General features: G+C 49.2%; 23 protein-coding genes. 3 read left to right on the plus strand and 20 right to left on the minus strand.

Features of this window, described 5'->3' with window-relative positions; all coding sequences use genetic code 11:
* Nucleotides 1-55 precede the first annotated feature (55 nt).
* The 7 genes from FRZ59_RS03260 to FRZ59_RS03285 form a co-directional block, all read right to left on the minus strand.
* Nucleotides 56-592 (minus strand): RNA polymerase sigma-70 factor, encoded by a 537-nt coding sequence (locus tag FRZ59_RS03260; RefSeq protein ID WP_132127310.1) that lies wholly within the window; start codon nt 590-592, stop codon nt 56-58.
* 160 nt (nt 593-752) lie between these two features.
* Nucleotides 753-1,604 carry an endonuclease/exonuclease/phosphatase family protein gene (locus tag FRZ59_RS03265; RefSeq protein ID WP_132127309.1) on the minus strand — a complete coding sequence of 284 codons (852 nt, stop codon included), beginning with the start codon at nt 1,602-1,604 and terminating at the stop codon, nt 753-755.
* 34 nt (nt 1,605-1,638) lie between these two features.
* Nucleotides 1,639-2,304, minus strand: a complete 666-nt coding sequence (locus FRZ59_RS18770) for a RagB/SusD family nutrient uptake outer membrane protein (RefSeq protein WP_225975264.1) — start codon at nt 2,302-2,304, stop codon at nt 1,639-1,641.
* A complete protein-coding gene (locus FRZ59_RS03270; protein ID WP_225975164.1) occupies nt 2,214-3,419 on the minus strand; it encodes a SusD/RagB family nutrient-binding outer membrane lipoprotein in 1,206 nt (401 codons plus the stop codon). The genes FRZ59_RS18770 and FRZ59_RS03270 overlap by 91 nt, the downstream gene beginning before the upstream one ends.
* An 11-nt stretch (nt 3,420-3,430) precedes the next feature.
* A complete protein-coding gene (locus tag FRZ59_RS03275; protein ID WP_225975165.1) occupies nt 3,431-7,099 on the minus strand; it encodes a SusC/RagA family TonB-linked outer membrane protein in 3,669 nt (1,222 codons plus the stop codon).
* A gap of 45 nt (nt 7,100-7,144) precedes the next feature.
* Entirely contained in the window at nt 7,145-8,185 is a 1,041-nt protein-coding gene (locus FRZ59_RS03280; protein ID WP_132127307.1) for a FecR family protein, read from the minus strand.
* A gap of 45 nt (nt 8,186-8,230) precedes the next feature.
* Nucleotides 8,231-8,782, minus strand: a complete 552-nt coding sequence (locus FRZ59_RS03285) for an RNA polymerase sigma factor (protein ID WP_147698226.1) — start codon at nt 8,780-8,782, stop codon at nt 8,231-8,233.
* A 161-nt stretch (nt 8,783-8,943) separates the two neighbouring features.
* Here FRZ59_RS03285 and FRZ59_RS03290 point away from each other — a divergent pair, with 161 nt between their 5' ends.
* Complete coding sequence (locus FRZ59_RS03290) at nt 8,944-9,312, plus strand: DUF3127 domain-containing protein (RefSeq protein ID WP_132127305.1); 369 nt, start codon at nt 8,944-8,946, stop codon at nt 9,310-9,312.
* A gap of 833 nt (nt 9,313-10,145) precedes the next feature.
* On the opposite strand, the gene FRZ59_RS03295 is transcribed toward FRZ59_RS03290, so the two are convergent.
* The 13 genes from FRZ59_RS03295 to FRZ59_RS18455 form a co-directional block, all read right to left on the minus strand.
* Complete coding sequence (locus FRZ59_RS03295) at nt 10,146-10,607, minus strand: hypothetical protein (RefSeq protein ID WP_147698227.1); 462 nt, start codon at nt 10,605-10,607, stop codon at nt 10,146-10,148.
* Nucleotides 10,608-10,849: 242 nt separating this feature from the next.
* Nucleotides 10,850-12,148, minus strand: coding sequence for an HlyD family secretion protein (locus FRZ59_RS03300; RefSeq protein WP_132127303.1), 1,299 nt, complete (start codon nt 12,146-12,148; stop codon nt 10,850-10,852).
* Between the two features lie 22 nt (nt 12,149-12,170).
* Nucleotides 12,171-14,354: a peptidase domain-containing ABC transporter gene (locus tag FRZ59_RS03305; protein WP_192901593.1), complete on the minus strand. Its 2,184-nt coding sequence runs from the start codon at nt 14,352-14,354 to the stop codon at nt 12,171-12,173.
* 440 nt (nt 14,355-14,794) lie between these two features.
* Nucleotides 14,795-15,397 carry a sulfotransferase family 2 domain-containing protein gene (locus FRZ59_RS03310; RefSeq protein ID WP_132127301.1) on the minus strand — a complete coding sequence of 201 codons (603 nt, stop codon included), beginning with the start codon at nt 15,395-15,397 and terminating at the stop codon, nt 14,795-14,797.
* 22 nt (nt 15,398-15,419) lie between these two features.
* Complete coding sequence (locus tag FRZ59_RS03315) at nt 15,420-16,097, minus strand: glycosyltransferase family 25 protein (protein ID WP_132127300.1); 678 nt, start codon at nt 16,095-16,097, stop codon at nt 15,420-15,422.
* Nucleotides 16,098-16,259: 162 nt separating this feature from the next.
* The gene (locus FRZ59_RS03320; protein ID WP_147698228.1) at nt 16,260-16,745 is read right to left on the minus strand and encodes a glycosyltransferase family 25 protein; all 486 of its coding nucleotides are present in this window, start codon (nt 16,743-16,745) and stop codon (nt 16,260-16,262) included.
* Between the two features lie 193 nt (nt 16,746-16,938).
* Entirely contained in the window at nt 16,939-18,084 is a 1,146-nt protein-coding gene (locus FRZ59_RS03325) for a TlpA family protein disulfide reductase (RefSeq protein ID WP_132127298.1), read from the minus strand.
* Nucleotides 18,085-18,099: 15 nt separating this feature from the next.
* Nucleotides 18,100-18,792: a DUF4369 domain-containing protein gene (locus tag FRZ59_RS03330; protein WP_132127297.1), complete on the minus strand. Its 693-nt coding sequence runs from the start codon at nt 18,790-18,792 to the stop codon at nt 18,100-18,102.
* A gap of 81 nt (nt 18,793-18,873) precedes the next feature.
* Entirely contained in the window at nt 18,874-19,140 is a 267-nt protein-coding gene (locus tag FRZ59_RS03335) for a hypothetical protein (RefSeq protein ID WP_132127296.1), read from the minus strand.
* Nucleotides 19,141-19,348: 208 nt separating this feature from the next.
* Nucleotides 19,349-20,989: a vitamin K epoxide reductase family protein gene (locus FRZ59_RS03340; protein ID WP_132127295.1), complete on the minus strand. Its 1,641-nt coding sequence runs from the start codon at nt 20,987-20,989 to the stop codon at nt 19,349-19,351.
* Nucleotides 20,990-21,097: 108 nt separating this feature from the next.
* A complete protein-coding gene (locus FRZ59_RS03345) occupies nt 21,098-21,397 on the minus strand; it encodes a transposase (RefSeq protein WP_158640513.1) in 300 nt (99 codons plus the stop codon).
* 552 nt (nt 21,398-21,949) lie between these two features.
* A complete protein-coding gene (gene ltrA, locus FRZ59_RS03350; RefSeq protein WP_225975245.1) occupies nt 21,950-23,230 on the minus strand; it encodes a group II intron reverse transcriptase/maturase in 1,281 nt (426 codons plus the stop codon).
* Between the two features lie 56 nt (nt 23,231-23,286).
* Nucleotides 23,287-23,616, minus strand: a complete 330-nt coding sequence (locus tag FRZ59_RS18455; protein WP_132130826.1) for a hypothetical protein — start codon at nt 23,614-23,616, stop codon at nt 23,287-23,289.
* A 524-nt stretch (nt 23,617-24,140) separates the two neighbouring features.
* Here FRZ59_RS18455 and FRZ59_RS03355 point away from each other — a divergent pair.
* Nucleotides 24,141-26,024: a sensor histidine kinase gene (locus tag FRZ59_RS03355; protein WP_132130732.1), complete on the plus strand. Its 1,884-nt coding sequence runs from the start codon at nt 24,141-24,143 to the stop codon at nt 26,022-26,024.
* Complete coding sequence (locus FRZ59_RS03360) at nt 26,021-26,713, plus strand: response regulator transcription factor (protein WP_132130731.1); 693 nt, start codon at nt 26,021-26,023, stop codon at nt 26,711-26,713. Before FRZ59_RS03355 ends, FRZ59_RS03360 begins: the two co-directional genes overlap by 4 nt.
* Nucleotides 26,714-26,819: the final 106 nt, after the last annotated feature.

Below are 26,819 nucleotides of genomic sequence, written 5' to 3' on the forward strand. Positions count from 1 at the left end.
AATACCCTTGCTCCAAATCGAAAAAAAATAAAATAATTTGAAATAAACCGGAATACTATCCGAAGACGGAACGAAGCGCTTTCAAGGCACGGCTAAGGTGTCCTTCGACGGTTTTAATGGAAATGTTCAGCTCTTCGGCAATCTGCCGGTTGCTGAATCCCTGTTCGCGGCTGAGGCGGTAGACGATGCTGCACTTTGCGGGAAGGGTCTGAATGGTTGTTTCCAGCCGCCTCCGAAGCTCGTCGAAATCCAGCTGCCGGAGCATATCCTGGTCGGCTTCGGAATAACGCAGCTCCAGGTGCTGCCGGTAAGCCGCTGCATGAGCGCGTTTTGCGAAGCGGTTGATCACCTCGAATTTCACGGCGACGGCCAGGTAGTTTTCGAAACCGCCTTTCAGCGACAGGGTTTCGCGCCTGCGCCATAGCTTGCAGAAAACATCCTGGACAATTTCCTCCGCTTCCCAGGTATTGTCCAGGCGCTTGCGGGCCACTACGTATAGCTTGTCCCAATATTTCTCATACAAATAACGAAATGCTTCATGATCATTTTCGCGAAGTCCGTTAAGCAACTCCGTATCACAGAAGGTTTTCACTAGAGTTCGTTCTGGTCGTAGAAGCTAAGTTAGTATTTGTTTTCAGAACTTTAAGCGCAATTTTTTTGAATTAACCGAAAAATGATCCACGGTTAACGGCCTCCGTGCCAGGACGGAACATGCTTGACTGCTCAGCGTGTTTAGTGTTGTGATCGCAACACTAGCGCATCTCCAGCTCGACTACTACCGGGAAATGGTCGGAAGGGAAATGGCCTTTATAGCTCCCGGTCAGGATCCCGAAACGATTGGCTGTGAACTTTTTATTGATAAAAATATGGTCAATGCGCCTGTCATGACCGGTGTTGTTGAAATTGAACTGGTTAAAGGTTCCGTTTGGCGCCATACGGATGGGCGCCAGCTCGTACGTATCTTCCAGGAAACCTGATCCGGCGATCAGCTTGTAATTGGGATGGTCCTGGTCAAAGTTAAAATCCCCGGACAGGATCACCGGCGCGTTCCCGGCGATCTCGCGGATCTTCTCAAGCACCAGCAGGGTGCTGTTTTTCCTGGCTTCCTGCCCTTTGTGGTCCATGTGCAGGTTAAAATAGAAAAACTCTTTTTTTGATTCGTTATCCCTGAACTTGCCCCAGGTGCAGATCCGGTTCAGTGCTGCGTCCCAGCCTTTGCTGGGCGTTTCCGGAGTTTCAGAAAGCCAGAACGTAGCGTGATCCAGCAGCTTGAAGCGGTCCTTTTTATAGAATATCGGAGAATACTCTCCGCCTGTTTTCCCGTCTTTCCTTCCTACGCCTATACGGTCATAGGCTTCCAGCTGCCCGTCCAGGTCTATAAGTTGGCTTTCAAGGGCTTCCTGTACCCCCATAAGGTCAAAATCGAAAAACAACACCTGAGAAGTTATGACCGGGAGGCGGCTTTCCCAGCCGTCGCCTTTTTCGGCATCGCCTTCATTGGCATAACGGATATTATAGGAAGCTACGGTCAGTTCCTGCCCGATGGAAAGAAGCGGCAGCGTTATTATAAGGATCAGTAATGAAGTTATTTTTTTCAGGCTCATCTTACTCATTTTAAAAGTTCAAATATATTAGTCATTATTCCCAGCCCGGGTTTTGACCCAGTTCGGGGTTGTCCTCCAGGTCGGCTTCCGGGATGGGGTAAAGATAATGTTTTTCATCCCATTCCCTCGGAAGGTTTTCCAGCCAGGTGATCTCTCCCCGGGTGCCTTGAGAGAGCTGCTGGGGATTGACGCCCCCGCTGATGGTAGGGGCTACGTTGATATAGGTCACACCAGGCGCAGGAGTGGAAGGCGGTGCCTGTACGAAGGAAACATCCATGTCGCCGTCCTCGTTCAGATCCATAGGCGTGTTCAGGGCCGGCACATAGAAGCCGTTCCATGGCAATTCCATCAACTCCCCTTTTTTCCAGCGTACCAGGTCATAAAAGCGGAAGCCCTCGAGGGCCAGTTCAATTGCCCGCTCCCTGCGAACCTCCAGCAGGACCGGATCTGATATTTCAGGGAAATAATTCGCCTGCAGGTAGGGATCGGCAGTTACCGGAAGCGTATTCAGCCCGCCGGTAATGCCGGCCCGGCCCCGTAAAACGCCAATGGTCAGCTGCCAGTCCTCATTGTTCATCAGGCCCTGTTCTGCCCGCGCTTCGGCATAATTCAGCAGTACTTCGGCATATCGGATAATACTGATGGAATTGTCGTTCCGCGTGCCGCCGTCATAATACGTGTCGTCCAGGGTCCATTTGATTGGCTGGTAGCCGGTATAGGTGTAGGAAAATACGGGGGAGCAGGCTCTTCCACCCCGCCGTTTATTCGTTTGTAATCGCCCATGCGAATGGTCTGGCTCAGGCGCAGGTCCCTGTTCTTCACCTCCTCGGGAAAGGTCATGGTCTCATGGCCGGGAACATTGGTAAAGGGAGTGCCGTCGCGGTTCAGGTAGGTATTGATAAAGGTCCGCGTAAAGCTCACCCTGGACCCGTAAGTGGAGCTGGTCCACCACCAATTGGCATCATTGAAAACGCTCAGGGAAGGATCGGCCACCGCAGACAGCATCACTTCGCTGGCAACAGGGGCCTTGCTGATGAACACCTGGCGGTAAGAGCTTTCCGGCCCCACGCCTTCGTACAAGCTAAAACCGGAATTGTCCATGACAAATTTCGCCGCTTCTTCAGCTTCTTTCAGCCAGGTTCCGGCAGTAGACCCCAGGTCGTAGTTTGTATGGTATTTCCGGAAGGTCCCTTCGAAGAGGCAAACCCTTGATTTAAAGGCATAGGCGACGAAAGTGGTAATGAGACTGCGGGTCTCGTCTTCCGTTGTGCGGATATTTTCGCAGGCATAATCCAGGTCTGCCAGGACGGAATCCATTACCAGCGTCCTGGGGTCGCGGCTGCTGAACAGGCCGGGATCATCCACACTCATGGCTTTGCTGATCCAGGGCACATCCCCGAATCGCTTTACTTTTTCGAAATAAAACCAGGCGCGGAAAAACCGGGCCAGGCCAATGTAATGACGGCGTGTTTCCTCAGGGATGGCCGGATTGGTGCAGTTCTCAATGAAATAATTGAGGTTCCGAAGGCCTTCCCAATCCCAGCCCGAACTTTGCCGGGCGTCAAACGCACCAGGACGGATAAAATCCGGGACCTGGGTACGGGCCGCGTAATCGGCCAGTGCGTCCCCGCGGTGAATATCGTTTCCGCTGGGAAGAATATCATAGAAGGAAATGGAATATAGCTCCAGGCCGTTTTCGCTTCCGAATACGGCATCTTTTGTGGCAGTGTCTTCCGGCACCTGGTCCAGTTTCTCACAGGACACGAGGCATCCTGCCAGCAGGACAAGGTATAAAGGGTATCTTCTATTTTTCATAATACGGATAATTAAAAGGTGAGGGACAATCCAAGGGTGAAGCTTTTGATCATCGGGTAATTATAGCCGTTGCCGGCTCCCCGCTCATCAACATTACGGCTGGTAAGAACCCGGTCGGACCCGGAAGTACTCTCCACATCCAGGTCCCGTGTGATCCGGTAAAGCGGACTCCAGGACCAGAGATTCTCCCCGGTCAGGTAAATACGTGCCTGGCTCAGTCCCACCCGGCTTATCAGCTGTGCGGGAAGATTGTAGCCAACTTGCAGGTTTTTGAGCCGGATGTAGGCGATATTAAGGATATATTTGGTTTGAGGAGTAGACAATTCCCTGTCGGCCCCCTGGGCAATATAACCCCGGTAACGTGGCAAAAAGGCATCCGGATTGTCTTCCGACCATATATTCCCGATCTGCCATTTGGGCATGTCATTGTAGGGGCGGTTATACTGGCCCCAGAAAATGCTGGCCTCCCGGTCAGGAAACCAATCCTGCTTGGCAACGCCCTGGAAAAAGGCGGAAAAGAAAAAATTATTCCAGGAAGCGCCCAGGTTAATGCCGTAGCTATACCTGGGAGTGGAATTGCCGATCACCCGCATATCGCCGGCGCTGTCCGCCCGGTTAAGGCCGTTGTCAATAACGCCGTCGTTGTTCAGGTCGCGAAAACGGATATCGCCTGGCAGCAGCTGCCCGCTGGTGGAGGCCCTGATGTCCGTCTGGTCGGCGGCATTCTCGATCTCCTCTTCCGACCGGAAAAAGCCCTGCGTTTCGTAGCCCCAGATCTCGCCAAGCTTCTGCCCCACGTAATAATTGTCCAGGTCATTATTCTCGTTATTGAACTTGGTAATTTCGGCCTGGTAATCGGCCAGTGTGGCGCGGATATCGTAATTAAAGGGCTTGGAACCCAGCTCAAAGGCATCCCGCCAGGCAACCGTTAATTCCCAGCCTTTGGTACGGAGGTCGGCATAATTTCCCCTGGGAACATCTGTTCCGAATACCGCTGGAAGTTCAGGGCCAACCGTGAACATATCGGTGGTTTCACGGACATAGGCGTCGGCGACGATATTTAACCGGTCCCGCAGCATGGCCAGGTCAATCCCTATATTTCGCGTGGTGCTGGTTTCCCAGGTAAGCCCGTCCGGGATCACACTGGGTTGCCCGGTTTTCTGAGGCCGGACGCCGCCAAGTACGCGACCCGATTGCTCGATCGTGAATTTTTCCTGGAATGAATAGGATTCAATGCTTCCGTTACCCAGGCTGCCGTAGGACGCCCGGATCTTCAGGTTGGAGATCATGTTTTCGGATACTTTCCAGAAAGGTTCTTCGGACACCCGCCAGCCTACCGATACCGAGGGAAAGAAGGCGTAACGCTGACTTTCGGGGAACTTGGAGGAACCATCGTACCGGCCGTTCACTTCCAGCAGGTAGCGGCTGTCGTACGCATAGTTCAGCCGGAAGAAACCGCCCATGATGTTCCAGCGTTCGTAGCCTCCGCCGGTGACGATAGATTGCCCCAGCGCCAGGTTAATGTCCTTCGCATCTTCGAAGATAAGCCCGTTACGAAGATTGCTGATGCCCTTAAAGGTGGATTGCTCGTAATTGTAACCGGCCATTCCCTTGAAGTAATGTTTTCCTGCGAAGGTATTCTCGTATTCGCCGTAGAAGTTGGTGGCCAGGTATTGCGTGCGGTCAAGGACGTTCTGGATATCGTTGTAATTGGTGCCTACGTACTCGATCACGCCGGGCTTGCGGCTGTAGGGCACTTTTACCCGCAGGCGCTGTTCATCATAATCCGTGTTCTGGAACGTGAAATCGCCTTTCAGCCGGAACTTATTATCGTAAAAGTTAGTATTGAAGGAAGTGGTGTTCCTCAGGACCTTCCGGTTCATGTCAATCCCATTCTTCCCGTAGTAAAAATCGCCTACGGTATAGGCTGCCGAATAGGTGAGCGTACCGTCAGGATTCAGCAGCGGCGACATGGGATGCCCTTCATCAGCAATGTTCCGCCATATGCTCCCGCCTTCGCCAACGTTCAGAGGATTATGGTATTGCATTGAAGAATAACTGGCATTATTCTCCACGTTCAGCCAGGGAAAGAGCTGGACAGCCCCCTTGGCGCGGAGGTTATACATCTTATAATCGTCGGAGTTATACCGGAACAGGCCATCCTGGCCGAACAGCCGCCCGGTCACATAATAACTGGCTTTCCCGGAACTCCCCGACACGGAAAGATTATGTTCCGTAGAACTGAAATCGTCTTTGTAGAGCAGATCATACCAGTCAGTGCTTCCGTAGTACACATATTCGCCGTTCTCGTTCACTTCCACATCCGGCAGGCTCGGATCATTGGACCGCCTCTCCAGCTCTGCCAGGTATTCCTGTGAAAACTTCAGCGTTTTATTGACGTTCTGGGGAGTCTGCGAATAATCGTTCCATGCCGTCCAGGCTTCGTTGAACATTTTCGCCCAAAGATATCCGTCCGTCACCAGGTCCGGCACGGTGGTAGGCTGCTTAAAGGACTGGTTGATGGAATAGGACACGCTGGTCTTCCCTTCCGCAGGCGCTTTGGTCGTGATCAGCACCACTCCAAAGGCTCCCCTTGCGCCATAAATAGCGGCCGAAGAGGCGTCTTTCAGCACGGTAACCGAAGCAATGTCGGAAGGGTTCAGCGTTCTCGGATCGCCTTCCACGCCGTCGATAAGGACCAGGGCGCTTCCTCCCTGCCCGATGGAGGTATTTCCGCGGATATTAAAAGTTGGCGACTGGATAGGCTTGCCGTCCTGCATGTCAATGTTCAGGTTGGGGATGACTCCTACCAGGCCCTGGGAGACGTTTGGCATGGGCCGGTTTTCCAGCACCTCGCTGGTCACCTGGTCAACGGCCCCGGTGAGGTTAACCTTTTTCTGGGTTCCGTAACCAACTACGACCACTTCTTCCAGCGATGCGACATCGGGTTCCAGGCTGACGTTAACCAGCTCCCTCCCGCCTGTTGCTTCTTCCCTTGTTTTATAACCTATAAAACTGAATACCAGAACTCCGCCTTCGGGAATATTTTCAAGCGTGTACCTTCCCTCCGGATCGGTCGAGGTGCCGTTCAGGCTTCCTTTCAACAGCACGCTGACCCCCGGAAGGGGCTCCCCGGCATTGTCTGTAACCTGTCCGGATACGCGCTGCTGAAGCATCCTGGCCTCCAGCCTTCCGCGAACTGCTTTTCCTATCTCAGACAGGGAAATAACCGTATTTTTTGCCAGGAGCGAAGTCTGCCCGCTAAGTGGAACTGGCTCCCTTTTCGTATAAATGATATATTGCTCTTTCCCTGACTGCTCGCAGGCAAGGCCCAGCGGGGCCAGGAAGCCGTTAAGGCCTTTTCCAAAATTTCCCGAAAACCGATTGCCTGCGGGCGGGATCACGTAAATGCCGCTTACCGTTTTTCCAATATAATTCAATGTTACATGGTATTTTCCCGAGAGGTCGTCGAGGACATTCTTCAGCAAAACCCGGCTTTCCCGGGGAGCAGCGGTTCTTCCGGCGCTTATTTCATGCTTTTCGTTCTGTGCATACTGAGCAGAGGAAATAATGTCAGCGTCCTGCTGTATTTCCCGGCTGCCTGCACCGGCGCTGTAGCAGCAAAGGGAAGAAGCTATCAGCACGATGCAGCTTTTAACGACTTTTACCTGTTTTATCATGTTGCGAAGCTATTTTGCGAATATTAAGTTAGTACGAACTCCAAATCATCTTTTTACTATGATTATTTCCTTGTCATTCCGGATAATTTCCACGTTAAACGTCCGGGAAAGTGTTTTAAAGAATACATCCACGTTATCCATGGGTATGGTCCCGGTAAAGGTTTCCTCCAGGAGTTCCCGGTCTTCAAAGCGAATGGCGATCCCGAAATTATCCTGCAGTGAACGGGCCACTTCCAGGATGGGCGTTCCTTTAAAACGAAGAATATTCGTTCTCCAGGAAGAATAAAGCTCCGGGTCAACTCTGGCGCTGATCAATTTGCCTGTCCTGTACGACCAGCTGATCATATCGCCGGGCTTCATCAGGAGATTTTCCCGGTTTTTTGCATCCTGCTTTTGAGTTCCCGGATTGAGCAGAAGTTCCACAGCGCCATTATTCAGCACTACTTTAGTGGCGATATGCCTTGTGTTAACATTGAATTCTGTGCCGGTCACCTTTACGGTCATATCATTGGTATGCACCAGGAATTGTTGATTATTGCTTTTATGCACGACCGAGAAGAAAGCTTCGCCTTCCAGCCAGATCTCCCTTGGCCGCTCATTATCCCAACTGCGGGTATACCGGAGGTGGGAATTGGCGTTTAATTTGACGATGGAGTTGTCCGGAAGAACGATGGTGCTGATTTCGCCATAAGCGGTATCATGACTTACCGGCGCGCGGTAATAAAAATAAAAGGCAAGGGATACCACCATCAGCAGGGCTGCCAGCGCCGCGGCGTACCGGAGGCGGCGCGTCAGGACCCGGCGGGAAGGCGAAGCGCCCGGCAGGGGAATGACCGGCCGCTCATCGCGGATTGTCTGTCCGATCCTTTCCCAGGTTTGCGCCTGTTCCTCCGGTGAAGCCTGATGCTGCCTGAACCGGATCAGCTGTAAAACTTCGCGTGCCTGCTGTACTTCCTCCGCCTTTTCGGAATTGTTCAAAAGCCAGCTTTCCCAAAAAGCTTCGATTTCCGGATCGGGATTCATGACCCACTTGCGGAAACGCTCATCCAGCAGAAAATCCTTAACTGTGTAATCCTGGTATTGCATAACTTATACAATACCAAAGAGCGGTTCAGGAAAAACCTTAGCGAATTATTTGAAAAAAAATAAAAAAGCAGCCGGAAGCAGCTTGTCCCGGTGAGTTCTCAGGAAATCAAGCGCTTTGGAGAGGAGTACGTAGGTGGAGTTAATATTCAGGGACATGATAGCGGCGACTTCTTTCGGGCTTAAGCCTTCATAATAACGTAAAAACAGGGCCTCTTTTTGCCTCCTGGAAAGCTTATTGATAAGCTCCTGCAGCTTTTGCCTTTTTATTTGCCCGGTCTGTTCCAGGATGATGCTGTCTTCCGGGGAAAGGCAGAATTCAAATTCTCCGGGAAAACCGAACAGCCGCTTTACAGGAAGCAGCCGGTTCTGCCTGGAAAGGGCGATTATTCTTCTCTTCAGGCAGGCGTATAAATAGAATTTAACGGAGCTGGTAGCCGAAAGCCGCTGGCGGGATTTCCACAGGGTTACGAACACATCGTGAATTCCGTCACGGATCAGCTCCGCCTGCGGAATAAGCTTCATCCCGTAATTGAAGAGCCGGGGAAAAAACCTATTGTAAATCAGGGCGAAAGCCTGTTTATCACCATTCCGCAACATCGCCCAAAGCGCTTCATCGTCAAGCCCGGAATATGCAGGATCGCTATCCCGGGGGGCTCCGCTCGAAGGTCTTGGATGGACATGATTCAGGTTTAATTACCCTCTAATTTAGGGTTATTTTAGCAAGAAATCCTACCTTTGAACAAGAAAAGAGGACAGATATGGAAATCAAAGGAAAAGTTGTTGAAGTGTCGGAGGTAATGCAGGTAACGGACACGTTTAAAAAGCGCGAACTGATCGTTGAATATGTTGAAAATAACCCTGCTTATCCCGAATACCTGAAATTTGAAACGCTGCAGGAAAAATGCAATTTGCTGGATGCGGTAAAGCCGGGCGATGAAGTGGAAGTTGCCTTTAACCTCCGCGGCCGCCCATGGACCGGGAAAGATGGCCGGAAGCAATATTTTAATTCGCTCGTACTCTGGAAAATAAACATTGCGGGAGGTTCCTCCGCCCAGGAAGGAACGGATCAAATACCTGATTACGTTCAGCAGGATCCGAACTCGCAGGATGATGATTTGCCGTTTTAGCGGCGGCATCAAGCAGCATCAATTAGCAAGGCTTGGCGCGTAGTACCATTGCGCATAGTGCCTTACGCATAGTTGCTTTGCGTGTCTTTGCCTTTGCGCGCAGGCTGGAAATGGCATGGCCGGACTCGTTCAGGCGATTCTCCGGCGTGCCGGAGAATCAACATCACTCGCTCGGCCATGCCATTTCCGGGCCTGGGCCTGGGCTCCTGCCCCTGCCACAATGTTCATGTCCTGATATTTGCTGCTGAATGATTTTTCGGGTTCAGCAAGAGGATTGCGGCCCTGCCGGTGTTTGTAGAGGACTTTCACCTCCAAGAGTCTGCGCCCTGCCGGGCGCACCACGCAAAAAGCCCCGGCTTTCGCCGGGGCTTTTTTTCATTTGTCGGGGTGATGAGAATCTGTTAGAACACTTATTCGGAATTTTGAAAGTAATTGGTAATTTTATTGAGAAAAATCAAAATAAATAGTTTAAATAATGCCATTTTGACAATCGCGATGGCAACACATCAGATCCGCTTTCCTACATTTCCCTTTTTCTCCTCAATAAATAGAAGCATCGAATTTTGACAATGTTGTAGCTATATCAGGACGGGTCAAGGGATCAGGCAAGCCATTATAGCCGTGCCTGAAAAGGCTATCGGTTCAAGCTTTGCCGATGAGCCACTTACGGAATTCGGCTACCAATACGACTGGCATGTGAAGCCTGCTCAGGCACGACTAAAGGTCAAACATCACTTTATATGACCCATACCTTTCATTGTAAACTCTTCTTAATTCCCTCCTCTTTTCCTGCCGTATTTCCTCATTATTTTTAGTCAAATAATTGACGTGTTTTACCTTAAAAAAATCACTAATAACAATTTTTCGTTGCAATAACTTTGCCTGATAGGCAATTTCCCAGTCATAGCCCATCCACTTTTTGACATAGGAAATCCCCCGAAGCTCTCAATAAAATCAATATCCAAAGCACAGCAAAGAATGTCCGAATGCAGAACAGCTCTGTTCTTGTGTTCTCTATTACTCACCATCCACGGGTAATGACCTCCCTGATCAGAATTTTTAGTTATTGATGCACTCAATTGAACTATCTCGGGATGATTGTCAAGTATTATTTCAAAATATTTCATCTCAATTCTAGTAATTGGCACTATATCATTGACTACCAGAAATAAGTATTGAGCACCCTGATCTCGCGCAATTTTCAGGGAATCGATAATTCCACCGCCTACTCCTGAGTTCTCTTCGTTCTGATGAGTAATAACAGTGCTTCTACTTTCATGGCTGGCGTTGTCCAAACATTTATATCATAGCCAGGATTCCACTTTTTGAATTTCCGATAAAGTAGGTCGGTTCTCCAGCCACCGCAATATTCTAACAAAACACAGCATATTTTCTTTCTCATATTTTTTTAACAAATTAAATCCCATTTGCCTTAATCAACCGGACTATCGAATCAAGATACTGGTGAAAAGGATGAAGATTTTATCATAAGTGACAGTCTTTCAACTTTAGTCGGCTTTAGCCGGTAGTAGTTTAATTAATTCCCTCGCTCCATCACCAGTCGGACGTTCCGCATCAGTCGTTGCAGCAGTGAAGCATCCTCAGTAATAATCTCCGCCGTGCCCACCATCCCCGTAGTAAGCCGGATAGCCCCTTCGTCTGGTTCCGACTGGATATCCACTCGAGAGAGGAACACGCTGTCGTGGTAAGGTACCCGGTTCAACTGCCCTACCTCTCCATGGAGTACCCCATATTCTTGAAACGGGTAGCTGTCAAGTTTGAGAAGCACCTCCTGTCCCACCTTCACCTTGCCCATGTTGTACTGCGGCACATTCACCTCCCCAAAGAAATCCGAGCTGCCCGGGTTCACATAAAAGACCTCCTGCCCCGCTTCTACATGCTGATGTGGCTGGATGATGCCCGCATACACCACCATGCCCCTCTGCGGTGCACTCAGCACGTGCTGTACCTTCCACTGTTGCATCTCACTAACCAAACTGTTCAATGCCTGCATGAACTTCGATTTTTCCTCCGCGATTTGATTGTCCAAGTCGGCTAGTTCTTTCACTTTGGCCGTGCGCGAGGCGTCATTGGCCAATAGCGACGTTTCCGTTTGCTCTAACGGGTGTTGTTTGGCCAATAGTACGGTCCGCTGCTTCTGATATTCCGATGGCGAGATCACTTCTTTTTCCGCCAGTACCTTATACCGTTCAAACTCCTGCTCAGCCAACGCGTATTCTCGTTGCTGCAAGTCTCTCTGCTGTTCCAGTTGTGCCCGTTGCAGCCCGATGTTCCGCAAATCCTCTAACAGGTACGCTCGCCGTTTTAGGTAGATGCCGGTACCTACAGCCGATCGGTAGTTGAGATACGACTGGTAGAATGCCTGATAACTGCCTTGCAGCTCTCCCAACCGCAAGCTTGTAGGTGCTTCTATCACCGCATGTGCAGCATCCATTTCCTGCAGCAAGCTATCGCGCAACCCATGGAGCAGGTCCAGCAAAGCCAGCACCTGCCGGTGATCCGCCGTACTCTCCATCCACCCCAGTGGCTGACCTTGGGATACCGTATCCTTTTCGGTAACCAAGATGTTCACCAAGTTGCCCGTCATCCTTGCAATGACCGCCTTGGGTGCATTTGTCGCATTGATGCGTACCGGTGCCCGCACAAGGTCCGGGTACCGGATGAAAGCCGTCAGTGCCACAATGGCCACCAGCACTACAAACACCCACGTGATGCCCCAGCGGACCAGCGAGCTGGGTGGGGTGCCGATGATATCGGCGATATCATCGCTATGTATTTCCGTGCTGGTTGGTTGGTTGGTGGTCTCCTTTTTCATATTGTCAATCCTTATTCCCCGGCTATTGTCCCAATTCCAACTGGTTTTTCACCAGTTTATAATACTCGCCCCGTTTTGCGACCAGTTCTTGATGGGTACCCTGTTCCAACACTTTACCTTTGTCCAACACCACGATGTTGTCTGCATGGCTTACTGTACTGAGCCGGTGGGCCACGATCACCGCCGTACGGCCTTCCATAAATTCCTTCAGGTTGTCGATGATTACCCGTTCATTATTCGCATCCAGTGCATTGGTCGCCTCGTCAAACAGAATGTAGCGAGGGTCTTTATACACCGCTCGTGCGATCAGTAACCGCTGTCGCTGCCCCTGACTAATGCCCTTACCGCCCGTTCCGATCTTCGTCTTCAGGCCAAAGGGTTGTTCTGTGATGAAGTCTTCCAGGTTAGCCATCCGGATCGCCTTTTCCACTTTTTCCCTGTCGGGGTATTCGTCCCCTACAGCAATGTTGTTCTCAATTGTATCGGCAAAAATAAACCCATCCTGCATTACCGCCCCACAGCTTCCCCGCCAGGTCGCAAACCCAATCCGGCTCAGTTCGGTGCCTCCAACACGGACGATGCCCCCTTCCGGTTTAAAAAAACGCAGGATTAGTTTCAGTACGGTCGTTTTCCCACTACCGCTCATACCCACAATGGCAGTGGTTTTTCCCTCCGGTAATGACAGACTGATATCCCTCAGCACCGGCTCATTACCCGCGCCCGGATAACGGAAGGTGACCCCTTGTAATGTAAGGCCCTTGTTTGCCGGTAGTTCCCGCAGCCAGTCGTGGTCAGCCGGCTCCTCGTCCTCCTCCCTGTAAATCTCATTAATACGTTCGAGGCTAATCTTAGCATCCTGATACGACTGTATGAAGCCCAGCAGTTGCTGGATAGGGCTGTTCACCATCCCTACGATATACTGGATGGCCACCATACCACCCAGGGTTAAGTGGCCTTCAATCACAGCCTTGGCACTCAGAAAAGTGATCAGGATGTTCTTCAATTGGTTTATCGCCATAGAGCCCGCCTGCTGGTACTGACCCAGCGCCAGCGCCTTTACCTTAAAACGAAATAGCCGCGCTTGGATACCTTCCCATATCCACCGCTTCTGATGCTCGCTGTTGTTCAGCTTAATCTCCGGCATAGCAGTAATCATCTCCACGATGTTAGTCTGGTTGTCTGAGCCGATGGCAAACCGCTGGTGGTCGAGTTCCCTACGTCGTTTCAGAAACAGTAGAATCCACCCGGTGTACACTACGGTAGCCCCCATGAAAATAAGAAAGATACCGCCATGGTAGAACGCCAACACGAAACCAAACACGATCAGGTTCACGAAAGAGAACAGTGTACTTAAGGTGGACCCGGTAAGAAAGCTTTCTATGCGCTGCTGATCGGCCATGCGCTGCATAATGTCACCCGTTGTCTTAGTCTCAAAGAACGCCATTGGCAGCTTCATCAGCTTGATGAGCATATCGGTAAGTACCGAAATGTTCACCCGCGTACTGATGTGCAGCGATATCCAGGAGCGAATAAAATTTACGCCCGTTTGTCCTAAGAACAACGCCAGCTGGGCAATGAGGATGAGGTGAATAAAATTCAGGTTGCGCGTACTGATGCCAATATCTACCACCGATTGGGTGAGGAACGGCGTGATTAGCTGAAGAATAGTGCCTATCAGCAGACCCAGTACCAGCTGCATGAATAGTTTACGGTAGGTATAAAAGTAACGCAGCACAGTGCCCCAGCGCAGGCCCTTTTCTTTTCCCTCCTCTTCGGTTTCGTAGAACTGCGGGGTTGGGGCCAACAAGAGGGAGATACCGCTATGGAGTTCCTTATGTGCAAACCAGTTGTCCGCGAATTCCTTTTCGCTTAGTTTGCGTTTCCCTGACGCCGGGTCAGCGATATGAAACACCCCTCTTTTGATCCTATACAGAACCACAAAGTGATTTTGTCTCCAGTGCAGGATGCAGGGCAACGTGATCTCGGGAAGCTGCTCCAGTGCCAGCTTCACCCCCTGAGTGCGGAAGCCTAGCTTATCGGCGGCCTCGCTGATGCCCAGTAGGTTCACCCCACCGCGGGTCACCTGGCATAATTGTCGCAGCAGGTAGATGTCCCTGTTGCGGCCGTAGTGCTTGCACACCATCCGCAGGCAGGTGGCTCCGCAGTCCATCTGGTCCTGTTGGCGATAGTGGGGGAAGGGTGTCAAAATCTTAGTTGTTGATTGGTTGCATTGCTCTCATACATTTTTTACAGTGATATTTTTACCGTATCGGAGTCACTTATTAATTGCAATTGGTCTGTTAAAGCGATCGTCTTCTCTACCATTGTCTTGCGTTCTCGCCCCACATCCAAACCTTGTTGCTAGAGTTTATTATCCGCTGAAAAGCGGTAGATGAACATCTACCCGCAAGACAAAAAATAAAAACGTGCGGCCTATCTTTAACCGAGTTGTAATACACATGTGGGTTTGTCGTAACAGAATGCTAAAATCTAAAACCATCACAGTCCAAATAGCTTCTTCCGTCCCCTTGAGAATCGCTCATCCTTATCGAACTTATGTAAAGACGGAAGCGAAGGTCACTAAGAAGGATAGTTGCGCTTGATTTCATAATCTCCTTGGTAGGACTCATGTATCCGTTTGATGTGTTATTCATTCTCCAGCGTAAACGGGGCCTCGGTTTTATTCGATATCTCGTTGCCAAATGGTACCTCATGTTCATTAAGGAACCTATTCAGTTCGCCGATAGGTACGATGTAATCCACCTGGTCGGGGTGATAATAGTCCACTTGCCTACGGAAGTGTTCATCCTGGTGCAACAGGTACTCCTTACCCAACTCGAATTCCGGGAACTGAATGAAGCGGCCGAAGTCTATGTTTTCGTATAATCCCAATGTATAGAAATATTTTCGGAACTTCCGCTCAAGGCAGGATAGTCTATATGTAGAAATCACACGACCCACTGGATCACGCCACACCGTGAACTTCGTGAACTCCCCTTGTTCACGTTCATATGAGTCCATCTCTTCAAACGGGATGAGATATGGTGACTCTTGCGAATAACCGATCTTATCATGGATAGCCCAGAAACCCTCAACCCATTCTTGCTCCTGAGATTCATTGTAGACGACTACTTTTTTCAGGAATGTCCCCGCGTTCTTGGAGATGACTACAAACGTTAAATCGGCGTTTGGAATTAGGCAGAAACAGTTCCCAGAAAATGGAAATACTTTTTCATTAGGGACTTTCATAGACTTCGGTGTACTTTTTCTTCTATTGTATGTTTCCTGTTCCGTATCTATCCGCGATGGCCAGAATCTTGGTTAGCCGCTCTTCACTCCGGCAGAACAGATCCTTGTGTTTGGTCATTTTCAATCCCTGCACCGGAAGGTCCGAATACCCGAAATCTTTTTGGGCAGAAATGAATGGGTGGATAATCATCTTATGGCTGGTCATCTCCGAGAACTTGACGTCGGCGACTTCACCTTCAGTGAATGGCTCGTCCAATATCCGCTGAAAAAAAATGCGGTAGGCCACAATAAATTGCGTAGATTGAAATTGGTCGATCCAAAACCGCCCTTCAGCAACCGGGATAGCTTGCCCGAAGTGGTTGATCCCGCCCAGCATTATATTAGCACCCTGCTCCGCGGCACCAATGATTTGACGAAACAAGCTTGTTCTTGAATAATGTGGCGTGAACTCATGGTCGTCTTTGCAAATGACAATCACATCGTCATTGCGTTCCATGGCTGTCCGGATTACTTTTTTAATACTTTCCCAAAGGTTAATCACGCCTATCTCATGCCGATGGGCTTCGATAAACTCGACGTCAAACTCCTCCCTACCTTCGAATTGTCCCCGGATGTGGGTAATCCGATCTTTATGCTCCGGCAGGTTGATTACATACACGGGTACGCAAACGTCGCTGTAAGATTGTGTTTTTTTGCCCATAACTTTATTTCGTATTAAATCCATAAAACTTGCGTACCGAATCCAGTTGAGCAAGTTTCTCGCTCCCATTGTCGAACAATTCCGTCACCCACCCCTTTTTTTCATTCTTTTTCGTTACATCCGAATAACCAAACTCCTTCTGTACCGAAATGTACGGGTACATCACAAAAATCCCGTCCGTGAGGGAAGAAATCTTCCGGTCTGCCCCCCCTTCCCTAAATCCGCTTCCAATATTTTTTCATAAAATTTCCGGTATATCAGCATGAATTGCGTACCAGTGAATCGATCCACCCAAAATAAGTTCTTGTCAACCTGTAGTACTTGGTCGAACCAGCTCACTCCTCCCAACAATATATCGGCATCGTATTTTCTGGATTGATTTATGGCTCTGATCAGTCTATTGGACGTATAGGCTTCTGTGAAAACATGATCGTCTTCGCAGATAAGAATATTATCGATATCATCATTGCAGACTTTCTGTATGATTTGGCATATAGTTTGCCACAAGCCAATAGCTCCTACCTTATGAGCAATAGCTGGAACGACGGTCAATTGAAATTCGTTCCTTCCCTTAAATTCTGAAATCAAGCTCGCTTTACGATCTGTTCGCCTCGCTAGATTGATGGCATAAGTATTTATTTTACCCATGCAAGTCACAGTTTTGCTACGGATTACTTTGTTTAAATTTAAAGGAATTCCGCAAAGTCACAGTCTATCAATTTTGAGCCTGTTTTAGTTGGCTTGTCCTTACCAAATGCTATTCCATTGTGTGCTTTTGGCCTTTCGCAAATCGATGAGACTAATGTTGGGTGGGATCGACACGTGATCGTCCGAAATCACCTTACAAATAATTACCTATCTTTTCCTTTATACGTTCGAGCAGTATCGATTGCTCCATGATGCGATTATCTCTGGTACGGACTATGAAATAGCGCGGGACTCCCCCTACATCGATGTCCTTAAACCGATGAGCGTACTGCGACCAATCTATCCAGAAATTAGGATATGCCGAACCGTGGAGTTCCATATAGTTATTCCAGGATTCCTCCCCACACATTATAGCAAGGCCGACGATTGAGAATTTTTTGTTTGTGCCATGTTGCTGCGCCAGCTCCCGGAGTTTTGGATGATCCCGAATGCAAGGACCGCACCAGGTAGCCCACAACTCTATCAGCAGATAATCGCAGCTGTTTCGCAGCTGTTCATAATTCATCCCGATACCGGCCATTAAAAGCTGCGCATCGCCAAGAGCGGGAAAAATACCAGGGCGCGGAATATTGTTGAAATAAAAAGTTTCGTACCCCGCCAGCAAATCTTTAATTTTTTCCTCTCCAAGTACCGCTGGATCGAGTCCCGAAATAACCCTCAACACATCATCTTTCACCGGGAGTGCCGACTCTCGAAAGAATGTGAAAATCTTTTGAAAGGCATAAACCGAACCGGGATGTTTAGCTATCAACATGAGCTCTTCTCCGTATTTTTTCAGCTGGATCGAATCCAGATCGTCTTTGAAATTGAGCAACTCGTTTTTAAATCGGGTGTTAATCTCGTCGAATGCGGATTTCACATGGTTTTCGTACCCGCCATTTACAAGCATAGCCCCTGTTTCCAGATCGATATCAATATTGATGGCTGTGGTATCTAAAAGAACGTTAATATACTTCACCGATGGGGGAATATCTGTTTTAAGGCGAGGAGCAATTTCGCCGGGATCATTGAAACAATAAAGACGAACCGAACTTAATGCATTACCTCCACCGGGTGGCAGTGCCGTATAGCATTTGAATGAAAAGCCGCCATCGGCATCAATTTTGGCTTTATGCAAGCTGTTCTCACCGTTTAATACATAATAAACAGCTTCTGGAATTACCTCAGCCGATACCTGCCCGGAAATCGTAACCTGACTTTGCCAGACAACAGGGGAACTGCCAGCCCAACTATAAAAACCAGCTACCCCTAGAAGACTTGCTAACACTGCACTTTTCATATCTGAAATAGAATTTCACTCTTTGGTTCTTTGCAATTTATTGTAGAATCTTTCCCCAATGGTGCTTTCCTTGACCTCCTTTGGAAGCTGATCATAGAAATCGATGTATTTCGCATAAGAGAAGAACGGATCAGAAACCAAAATCCATGTTTTCTCGGCTATCTTGTTGGGTGTCGTTATAACCTCATCAAATAGCGCCCTGATTGCCTGGTTTATCGCGTCGACGTCCTGACTTTCGATATCCATTGATCCTTCTGTTTCCGGCAAACTCCCAAGTTCTTTCTTCATGCCTTCCAATTGAAGTAATTTCCCGTGTATAAACGAATCCCAATTATGATATTCCGAATCTGTAATAATCTTGGGATCATACGTATACAAACCTTTCTCCCGAACCTTCAAAGCAAATTTGCATATATACCGGCTATTGTCCAGATGCACCGCTACGCCGCCATACTGATAGGTGACAGTTGCTTGATATGGAAACGGAACAGTACCTTCGAACCTGAATTTTCCGTTAGCAATGGTAGTGGTATCCACTCTCTCCTTACCATAGAATTTTAAAAATACCTTGTCCCCATCCCTAAGCGGACCTTTTACGGTGGTGTCTGCAGCATTATCAATAATCCCTTCAATAACATAGTGACATTCCTGTGCAGCCGCGGTGGTTACCAATGCTGTTAGTGTGCAAAGAATTAAAAAGTTTCTCATTTGTCTACATTTCAGCCTTTAGATAACAATCCGTAACGAGAAACGGTAACATGCTTCTCGTTACGGACGATCGATTATTCGTCAGCTTCCAGACCCCCAAGTGGCGGTCCAGTCTGTTGCCGTACCTCCGGAGCTGTTAATATCATCGTAAGCACTTTCACATCGTGTGCTGCAGTCGGATTCTGTAGTTGGCTCGGGATTTAGTTCAATCGGATAATCGTTGCCATCACTTGCAGTTAAACGACACTCACAAGAAGTATCACTCCCGTTACCACCAACAACTTGCTTTAACTGTTCCCTTGTCAAAATTTCTTCTACATCTTTCAAATTTAATTTGAGCTTATTCATTTCAATTTACTTTTTTGTACAGACTCCGCATTTTATTTTATCAGGATTCCGTAGATTTGTAATTCTAGTAATTTGTAGCCTGCTTTAGTGGGCCAATCCTTGCTGCGGCAGTCCCCTCGGACTGCCGTGGCTTTTTTACACGTCTGTTTCTTATAATTCTCCTTTTTTAAAGATTTTCATCACCTATTTCTCATTTCAGTTCCTTAAATCAACTTTTCAGGAAATAGTTCAAATCCTCAACCGAATACATTTCCGGTAGCTGGTGGCCGTCCACAAAAAAAGTGGGGGTGAACCGGATATCCATCTGCTCGCACCATTTCCGCATGGCTTCTATTTTGTGTCCCTGTTGCTGCAGCTCGCTGTTCATCGGGTAGTTGGCCGCAAACGTGAAGTAGTCCTTTTTTTTCGCTAGGTACCAATCGTCCAATGCCTGTTTCAACTGCTGCTTGTCGCCCTGGCTCGATATGGCCAGCAGATGGCGAACGGGCGCGGCTCTCTTGTCTTTATCATCGCAGGTAGCGGTGAAAATAATCTGTACCTGCACCTCAGAATTGCTGTCCAAGATTTTCTCGATGACCGGATGCGCTTTGGCGCAGGGGCTGCAATAGGGGTTGCACACCTTGATGATTCGATGTTTGGCGCGTGGATTACCCAGCGAGATGCCCAGCCCCTCACTGCCCACGGCTGCTTTTTGTTTGTCAAGAAGCGCTGAGAATATCTGCGAATTGTGCTTCAGGCGTTGCAGCTGATGTCTCAGGGTCATTCCTTTTTTGGCCTGCTGTAATGTCGGTACAGCCAACGTGACGCCGATAAATGGAAGGATAGATGAAGTACACAAAGCAAGTGCCTCGTAATCGGGAAATCCATCAGCAGGCGTGAATGCCCAACCGGCCGTAAGAATAACTGCCGCTTGGAGTACGAGTATGCACTGTACCACCAGGCAAAGCGTACACCATTGTTTGGCTACCCGCCATTGGTAATACAATGAGAACACTGTGTAGCCGACGGCTGGTAAACCCAGCCAGGAAAGTAGCTGCAAAAGGGATAGATTACCCAGCCCCGAAATAAGCAGTACGATCACGATGCCGGCGAAGTAAGCGAATCCAATGTGTGACCAGCTGAGGCCGAGCAACCTGGCAGCGCTAGAGCCGAGAACGGCCCCGCAGTTGACATTTTTTATGTCGGAGCAGGCCTGCTTCAGTGCAGGATTGTGCCGGTCTACCTCGTGCCACAAAAGTAGCAGCCCTACGAAAGATCCAATGGCGGCCAGCAACAGGTATATTCCAGGGAAAACAGCATCCACCCCATATCTAAACAATCCTAGAGCAATGGCGGCTAGTACCAAAATTGGAACAATAGCCATTATAACTGTTCGAAGAATGGACGCACTATGTACAGCTTTTTGCTTCTTCTGGTAGTCCATTTCGCCGGCATTCTCTTTCACCTCGGCAATAAATACTACGTTACCAGCCATACTCGCAAATTCATCGATTGTACAAGTAATCCATTTATTTCTTACGGGGTGCAGATACGATATCCCTCGTGTACTATCCAGTCGGACCACTGTAAAGTCTAAGGGAGAAGAACCCTTATCTAGTTTGATTTGCGTAATATATGGTTGCTCCAATCCAGCCAATTGACCCTTGCTTATCCGTACGGCGGTGGTTCCGACACCGAACGATCCGAATGCATCGCTCAGGGCCAACATGCTCGGATAATCCGGGTGCCCTTCCAGTGTTTCTCGCAGCGACTCACGAGTGACCTTTAAGCCTAACAACCGTGCATAATACCAGGCAACATGATTGACGTTGGACGTAGGGTATAATAGTCTGTCGATAAATGGAATCATCGGTGCGGTTTTTCGATTTTAAGGCTATATATAGAAGTAGGCAAGGTCATTAAACAAAGGCTAAAAAATATGCTGAGAATAATAAGTGAGCATTCTTTCATGGTTCTATTATTGGTTACAATCAAATGTAATACCCAGTATTTTCAGGCCGCGCTTGGCCTGTCCGGCCTGCCCGGACCAGAAGTAGCCTACGCCCGGGGTTTGTTTGCCGGACTTGGCTACAAAACTGGGATCAATGGCAATGACATAGTTTCCGCCGCTATGCTCATCTACCAGGGTTTTGTTGAAACGCAGAAAGTCAAACCGTTTTTTGAATTGCTGGCGATACCGCAATTCACTATATTTACTATGTCCGGCCAGTTGCAGAAAGCTAATCCGTCTCTGATGAAAAAGTGGTAACGTTTTCATTGGTATCTGTAAGTTGTTACCCATCTCTTAGGCTTATTTGGTCTTTCTTGAATTAATGTACTTTGATTACCTGTAAATATATTGCAAATTATTTTTCCGCAAACAGGGATAAATGACTGTTTGAATAAACAGGACTATTTATTTGTGTATTCCGGAGTAAAGGGTCCCAGTAAACCGGAGTAAAGGGTCCCACTGTTTTAGGTATAAACTATGAGTGGAATCCGGCGAAGAAGTTCGGAGCCGGTGTGTCATTCCGGCATAAGGGTCTCAAAAAATCCGGAGCAAAGGGCCCCAATCGGAAGATGGGTAAAGTCACCATCGGGATTGATAAATGCCTCCTTGTCCGGCTTGTATGCCTCCTATGCGATTCCTGTTCGTCAGGCCAGCGCTTTGCCTTCGGCTTCCTTCAGATTCCACCTCGCGATGGACACCCTTGCCGCTCGGCTAACAGTTCCCCTTACCGGGCCTGTAGAGGACTTCATCTCCGGGAGGGTTGCACCTTCGCGGGCGGGGATTGAGTAGGAGGCGAAATTGTTAGATTTCGCCGTCCTCTCACACCACCGGACGTACGGTTCCGTATCCGGCGGTTCCAGTGCCTACTGTTTTCTTGTAAATCAAATATCTGTCCAGCAGGCTTTCTAAGCCAAGGTGTCGGAAATACTTCTTAGGAAAGGCTTGATTCATGTGGCTGGCCCCGGAATTCCACCATGGGCCGCGGTCGTTGAACGAAGACTGAACAGCTCGCTCCTCCGACAGCCCTGCGGCCATCAGACGCAGGCGTCTTGTCCACCTTCGTTTCCATTGCCGCCACTTGATCAGTCGTAACCGCCTGCGGATCCATTCATCCAGCTCCTCCGCAATCCCTTTCATGTCCGCTATACGGTAATAATTCAGCCAGCCCCTGAGATGAGGGTTGAGCTGTTCAGTGATAAACCTTCCTATGTTTCTCCCTCTACCTTGCCTGAATAGCCTCTTGAGTTCCTGCCGGAGACGTCTCAGGCTCTCGGGGGATACCCGGATCCCCACCCCGCCTTTCTTCCAGTAGAAGCTGAAGCCCAGGAATTTTCGTTTTCCCAGACGATCTGCCTTGCTCTTTTCCTTGTTCACTTTCAGCCGCATCTTCCCTTCCAAAAAGCGTGTTAATGAGGCATATACCCGTTCCCCGGATTGCCTGGTTTTCACGTACACGTTGCAGTCATCAGCATATCGGACAAACTTATGGCCCCGCTTCTCCAACTCTTTGTCCAGTTCGTCTAATACGATATTGGACAACAGCGGCGATAGCGGTGACCCTTGAGGAGTGCCTTTACTGCGTGGTTCCAGCACCCCGCCCTCCATTATACCTGCTTTCAGGCAACGGTCTATCAGGCGGTGCAGCTGCCATTCTCCCCGGGTCTTTTCCATAATCCGGCTCATCAGTCTTCGGTGGTTGACCTCGTCAAAAAAGTTTGACAAGTCCATATCCACTACGTATTTGTAGCCCTGCTCCTGATAAGTCTTTGCTTGTTCAACTGCGGATGATGCCCTGCGCCCTGCACGGAAACCGTAGCTCTGATCTGAGAACGTGGGTTCCCAGATCGGACTCAATACTTGCTGGATAGCTTGTTGGATCAGCCGGTCGGTGACCGTGGGGATACCCAGCATTCGCTGGCCTCCTCCCGGCTTCGGTATGGTTACCTTCTTTACCGGCTGGGGGCAGTAGATGCCCCCTTCCAACTCTTCTTTGATTCGTTGCCAGTGTGTTTGGAGATACGGCCGCAGCTGGCTGACTTCCATCCCGTCTATCCCCGCCGAGCCTTTGTTGCCCACTACCTTTCGGTAGGCAAGCTCCATGTTCTCCTTACTAACAATTTCCTCTATCAGATACTTCTTTACTGGGGTCGGATTTTCTACCGCGGGTATAGAAGTATCCGCACCAGGTGCTTTCCCGACCACTTCCGGTAGTCGTCCTTCACCCCTGGCCAAATGGCTTCCACCATTCGCTTCTGCTTCTTGCTTCTGTAACATGATAGCTCCTTCCCGTAATCATTGGTTCGGCCCTTCGTTCCGGATAGTAGAACTACTATGGCCTCTGCTGACTCCTGATCGCTCAGCCGGATGTCTTCATCCGGGTTGTTCCTTACAGGGATACCGCACGTCCCCTCCGCTAACTTTCCGATCAGGTCTCCCCGGGTAATGCACAGCTCCTTCACGCTTATACCTGCCGCATCTACATCCATGCCTTCCGGATAAGTACAGGACTTTAGAGATGATGGCCTCCTTGTCCGGCATGTATGCCTTATATGCGATTCCTGTTCGTCAGGCCAGCGCTTTGCCTTCGGCTTCCTTCAGATTCCACCTCGCGATGGACACCCTTGCCGCTCGGCTAACAGTTCCCCTTACCGGGCCTGTAGAGGACTTTCACCTCCGAGAGGCTGTGCCCTGCCGGGCACACCAAAAAAAAAGGGAGCCTTTCGGCTCACCTTTTCCCCTTTGCTTATGAAAACAGAAATCGATAATGATTTGTCTTCCGCCGGGCGGCGGAAGACATCTCTAACCTAAACCAAAACGGTCTTTCAACCACACAATTCCACTTCACTATTTAAGACGGGCTAATCAGTCACCTGGTTGCACCGCTTGTTTCTTTCTGATGACAATTCAAAGGTAAGGCTTCGCGTACGGGGAATATGTTAATGCCTTGTTAAGAAGTGTTAAAAAGTGTTAAAGCTCCTCTCCCGCCTCCTTGCATCTGTTATCTTTGTATATGGCGAAAAAGGGATTGTTACTGATCGTGCTTATGATGAGCGTTGCGTTGCTGGGATTGATTGGCATGCAAGCTTATTATATTTCCGAATCTTATAAGCTGAACGCCCGGCTCTTTGACCAAAGTGTAGTCACCGCGCTGAACAATGTTTCCACGAAAATTGAAAAAGCGGACGCGGCGCGGTTTATGAAAGATAAGATCGCTCCCTTTGAACTTCCGGAGTTTCCGCGCTTTGATAAAGAATTTTTCATGACAGGTGCTTCCGGCAACAGGGCGTCCCGCGAATCCGGGGTGCCGGCCATCGTGACGGTTCAGCCCTTCAAAGGGGTAAACATTATCTCCCGCCGTGATCCCGGGGGTAATTTCAGCACAGAAATTTCCTTTAACCTGTATGGTTTAAAAATACTGTCCCTGCCGGAATTCATACAGTTCCTGGAAACCACGGTAAGTACGCAAATCGCTTACCGGGATGGCCAGATGTACTACAAGGAAAGCCCGCCGTTCGGCATTACGCCGGGGGAACTGCGGAAAAAGGTGCTTGAACACCGGGAAATTGTAGAGAAACAGCTAACCAACAGCTCTTTGGCAGACAGAAAGGCCGCGGAGGACATTCGCTTTTTACAGATCATGGCCGGCGGGCAGGTACAACCCATTACCTCGGAAGAACTGCAAAAGATCCAGCAGCAAATGGCCGCCGCTTCCAGGCAGCAGCAGAACTTTGCCTCGCCCGGAAACCTGGAACTGGAATGGAAAAAGTTCATAGATTCCCTGGAAAACTTCGAACAGCGGGTAAAGGTATTCGAGGAACTGGCCGCCGAAATGCAAAGTATGCATTTGCCCCTGGAGGAAAGGATCAATCCCAAACTGATCGATTCACTACTTAGAAACGAACTGCAAAGCCAGGGCATTACCCTTGCTTACAATATTGAGATCCGCACGGCGGGAAACGATTCGCTCCTGTTCGCCAGCCATCAAACCGGGGGAAATGATCCGGAAGTGTACAAAGCGGCGCTCTTTCCCCAGGATGTCGTAAAAGGCACTTCCGGCGAGCTGATACTGAAGATCCCGAATAAGGACCGTTACCTGATCCGGAAGATGAACGTACTCACGGGCTCTTCGGGCGCGCTGATACTGGTGATCATCGTTTGTTTTGCCCTCACCATTTATTCCATGCTGCGTCAGAAAAAACTTTCCCGGATGAAAAGCGATTTCATCAATAATATGACGCATGAGTTCAAAACCCCGGTGTCAACGATCATGCTCGCCAGCGAAGCGCTCAAAGACGAGGACATGAGCGCCAACAAGGACCAGGTACTGAGGTACGCGGGTATCATTTATGACGAGAACCTTCGCCTGGGAAGCTATGTGGAACGCGTGCTGAATATGGCACGCCTTGAGAAAAGTGATTTTCGTGTGGAAAGGAACGAAGTAACGATGAACGAACTGGTCAATGCAGTGGTTGACAGCATGGACCTGCAGCTGCAAAAGAAAAAAGCGAATGTGGAACTCAACCTGGAGGCAGAGGAGGATTGCATCATCGGGGATGAACTGCATCTTTCCAACGTCATTTACAACCTGGTTGAAAACGCGATAAAATATTCTGCGGGGGAACCCGGCGTGATTATTCGCACGGAGAACCAGGACGAACAGTTAAAAATAACCGTGGCTGACCAGGGCATAGGAATGAGCAAGGAACAGCGAAAAAAGATATTTGAAAAATTTTACCGGGCCCAGTCAGGTAATTTACATGATGTAAAAGGTTTCGGACTTGGATTAAGTTACGTAAATTCGATCGTGAAACTGCTCGATGGAGAAATTAAAGTGCGGAGCGAATTGAACAAGGGTAGTGAATTCGAAATTACGTTTCCTTTAGCAAGATCATGAGCCCCAAAATACTCCTCGTAGAAGACGACCCCAACCTTGGTACCCTCCTGGAAGAATACCTGAAACTGAAGGGAAATTATGAAGTAACGCTGTGTACTGACGGGGAAGAAGCCATCAGGGCTTTTCACAGCCAGTCTTTTGACCTTTGCATACTGGATGTAATGATGCCAAAAAAAGACGGTTTCGCAGTAGGGCGCGAGATCCGGCAAGTAAACGCCGGCATCCCCATCATATTCGCCACCGCCAAATCCATGATGGAAGACAAGACCGAAGGATTCAGCCTCGGCGGCGACGACTACATTACCAAGCCTTTCCGGATCGAAGAATTACTCCTGCGAATTAAAGCGCTCCTGAAACGGACCCGGCAGGATACCCCGGAACAAAATCAGGAAACCACGATATTCCGGATTGGGAAATATGAATTTGACTACCCCAGTCAGGTCCTGCGGATCAACGGAAAAGAACAGAAAATGTCCGGAAAGGAAGCCGAATTGCTGCGCCTGCTTTGCCTGCATGCCGGTCAGTTGCTGGCCCGGGAAGAAGCCCTGCTAACCATCTGGAACAACGACAATTACTTCACCGGCAGAAGCATGGACGTCTTCCTGAGCAAGCTCCGGAAATACCTGAAAGACGACCCGAATGTGGAAATCCTGAACGTCCACGGCAAAGGCTACCGGCTGGTCTGCTAACCCGGCCGGCCGGCTATTCACCTAACTTAAAAGCTTTTCAAGTTCGTCAGCCAATAACTTCTTACTTCTCCAGGTTCCCGATCAGCTTTTCTTCTATCTCGCCTTC

It is taken from the genome of Anseongella ginsenosidimutans (assembly GCF_008033235.1).
GTDB lineage: Bacteria > Bacteroidota > Bacteroidia > Sphingobacteriales > Sphingobacteriaceae > Anseongella > Anseongella ginsenosidimutans.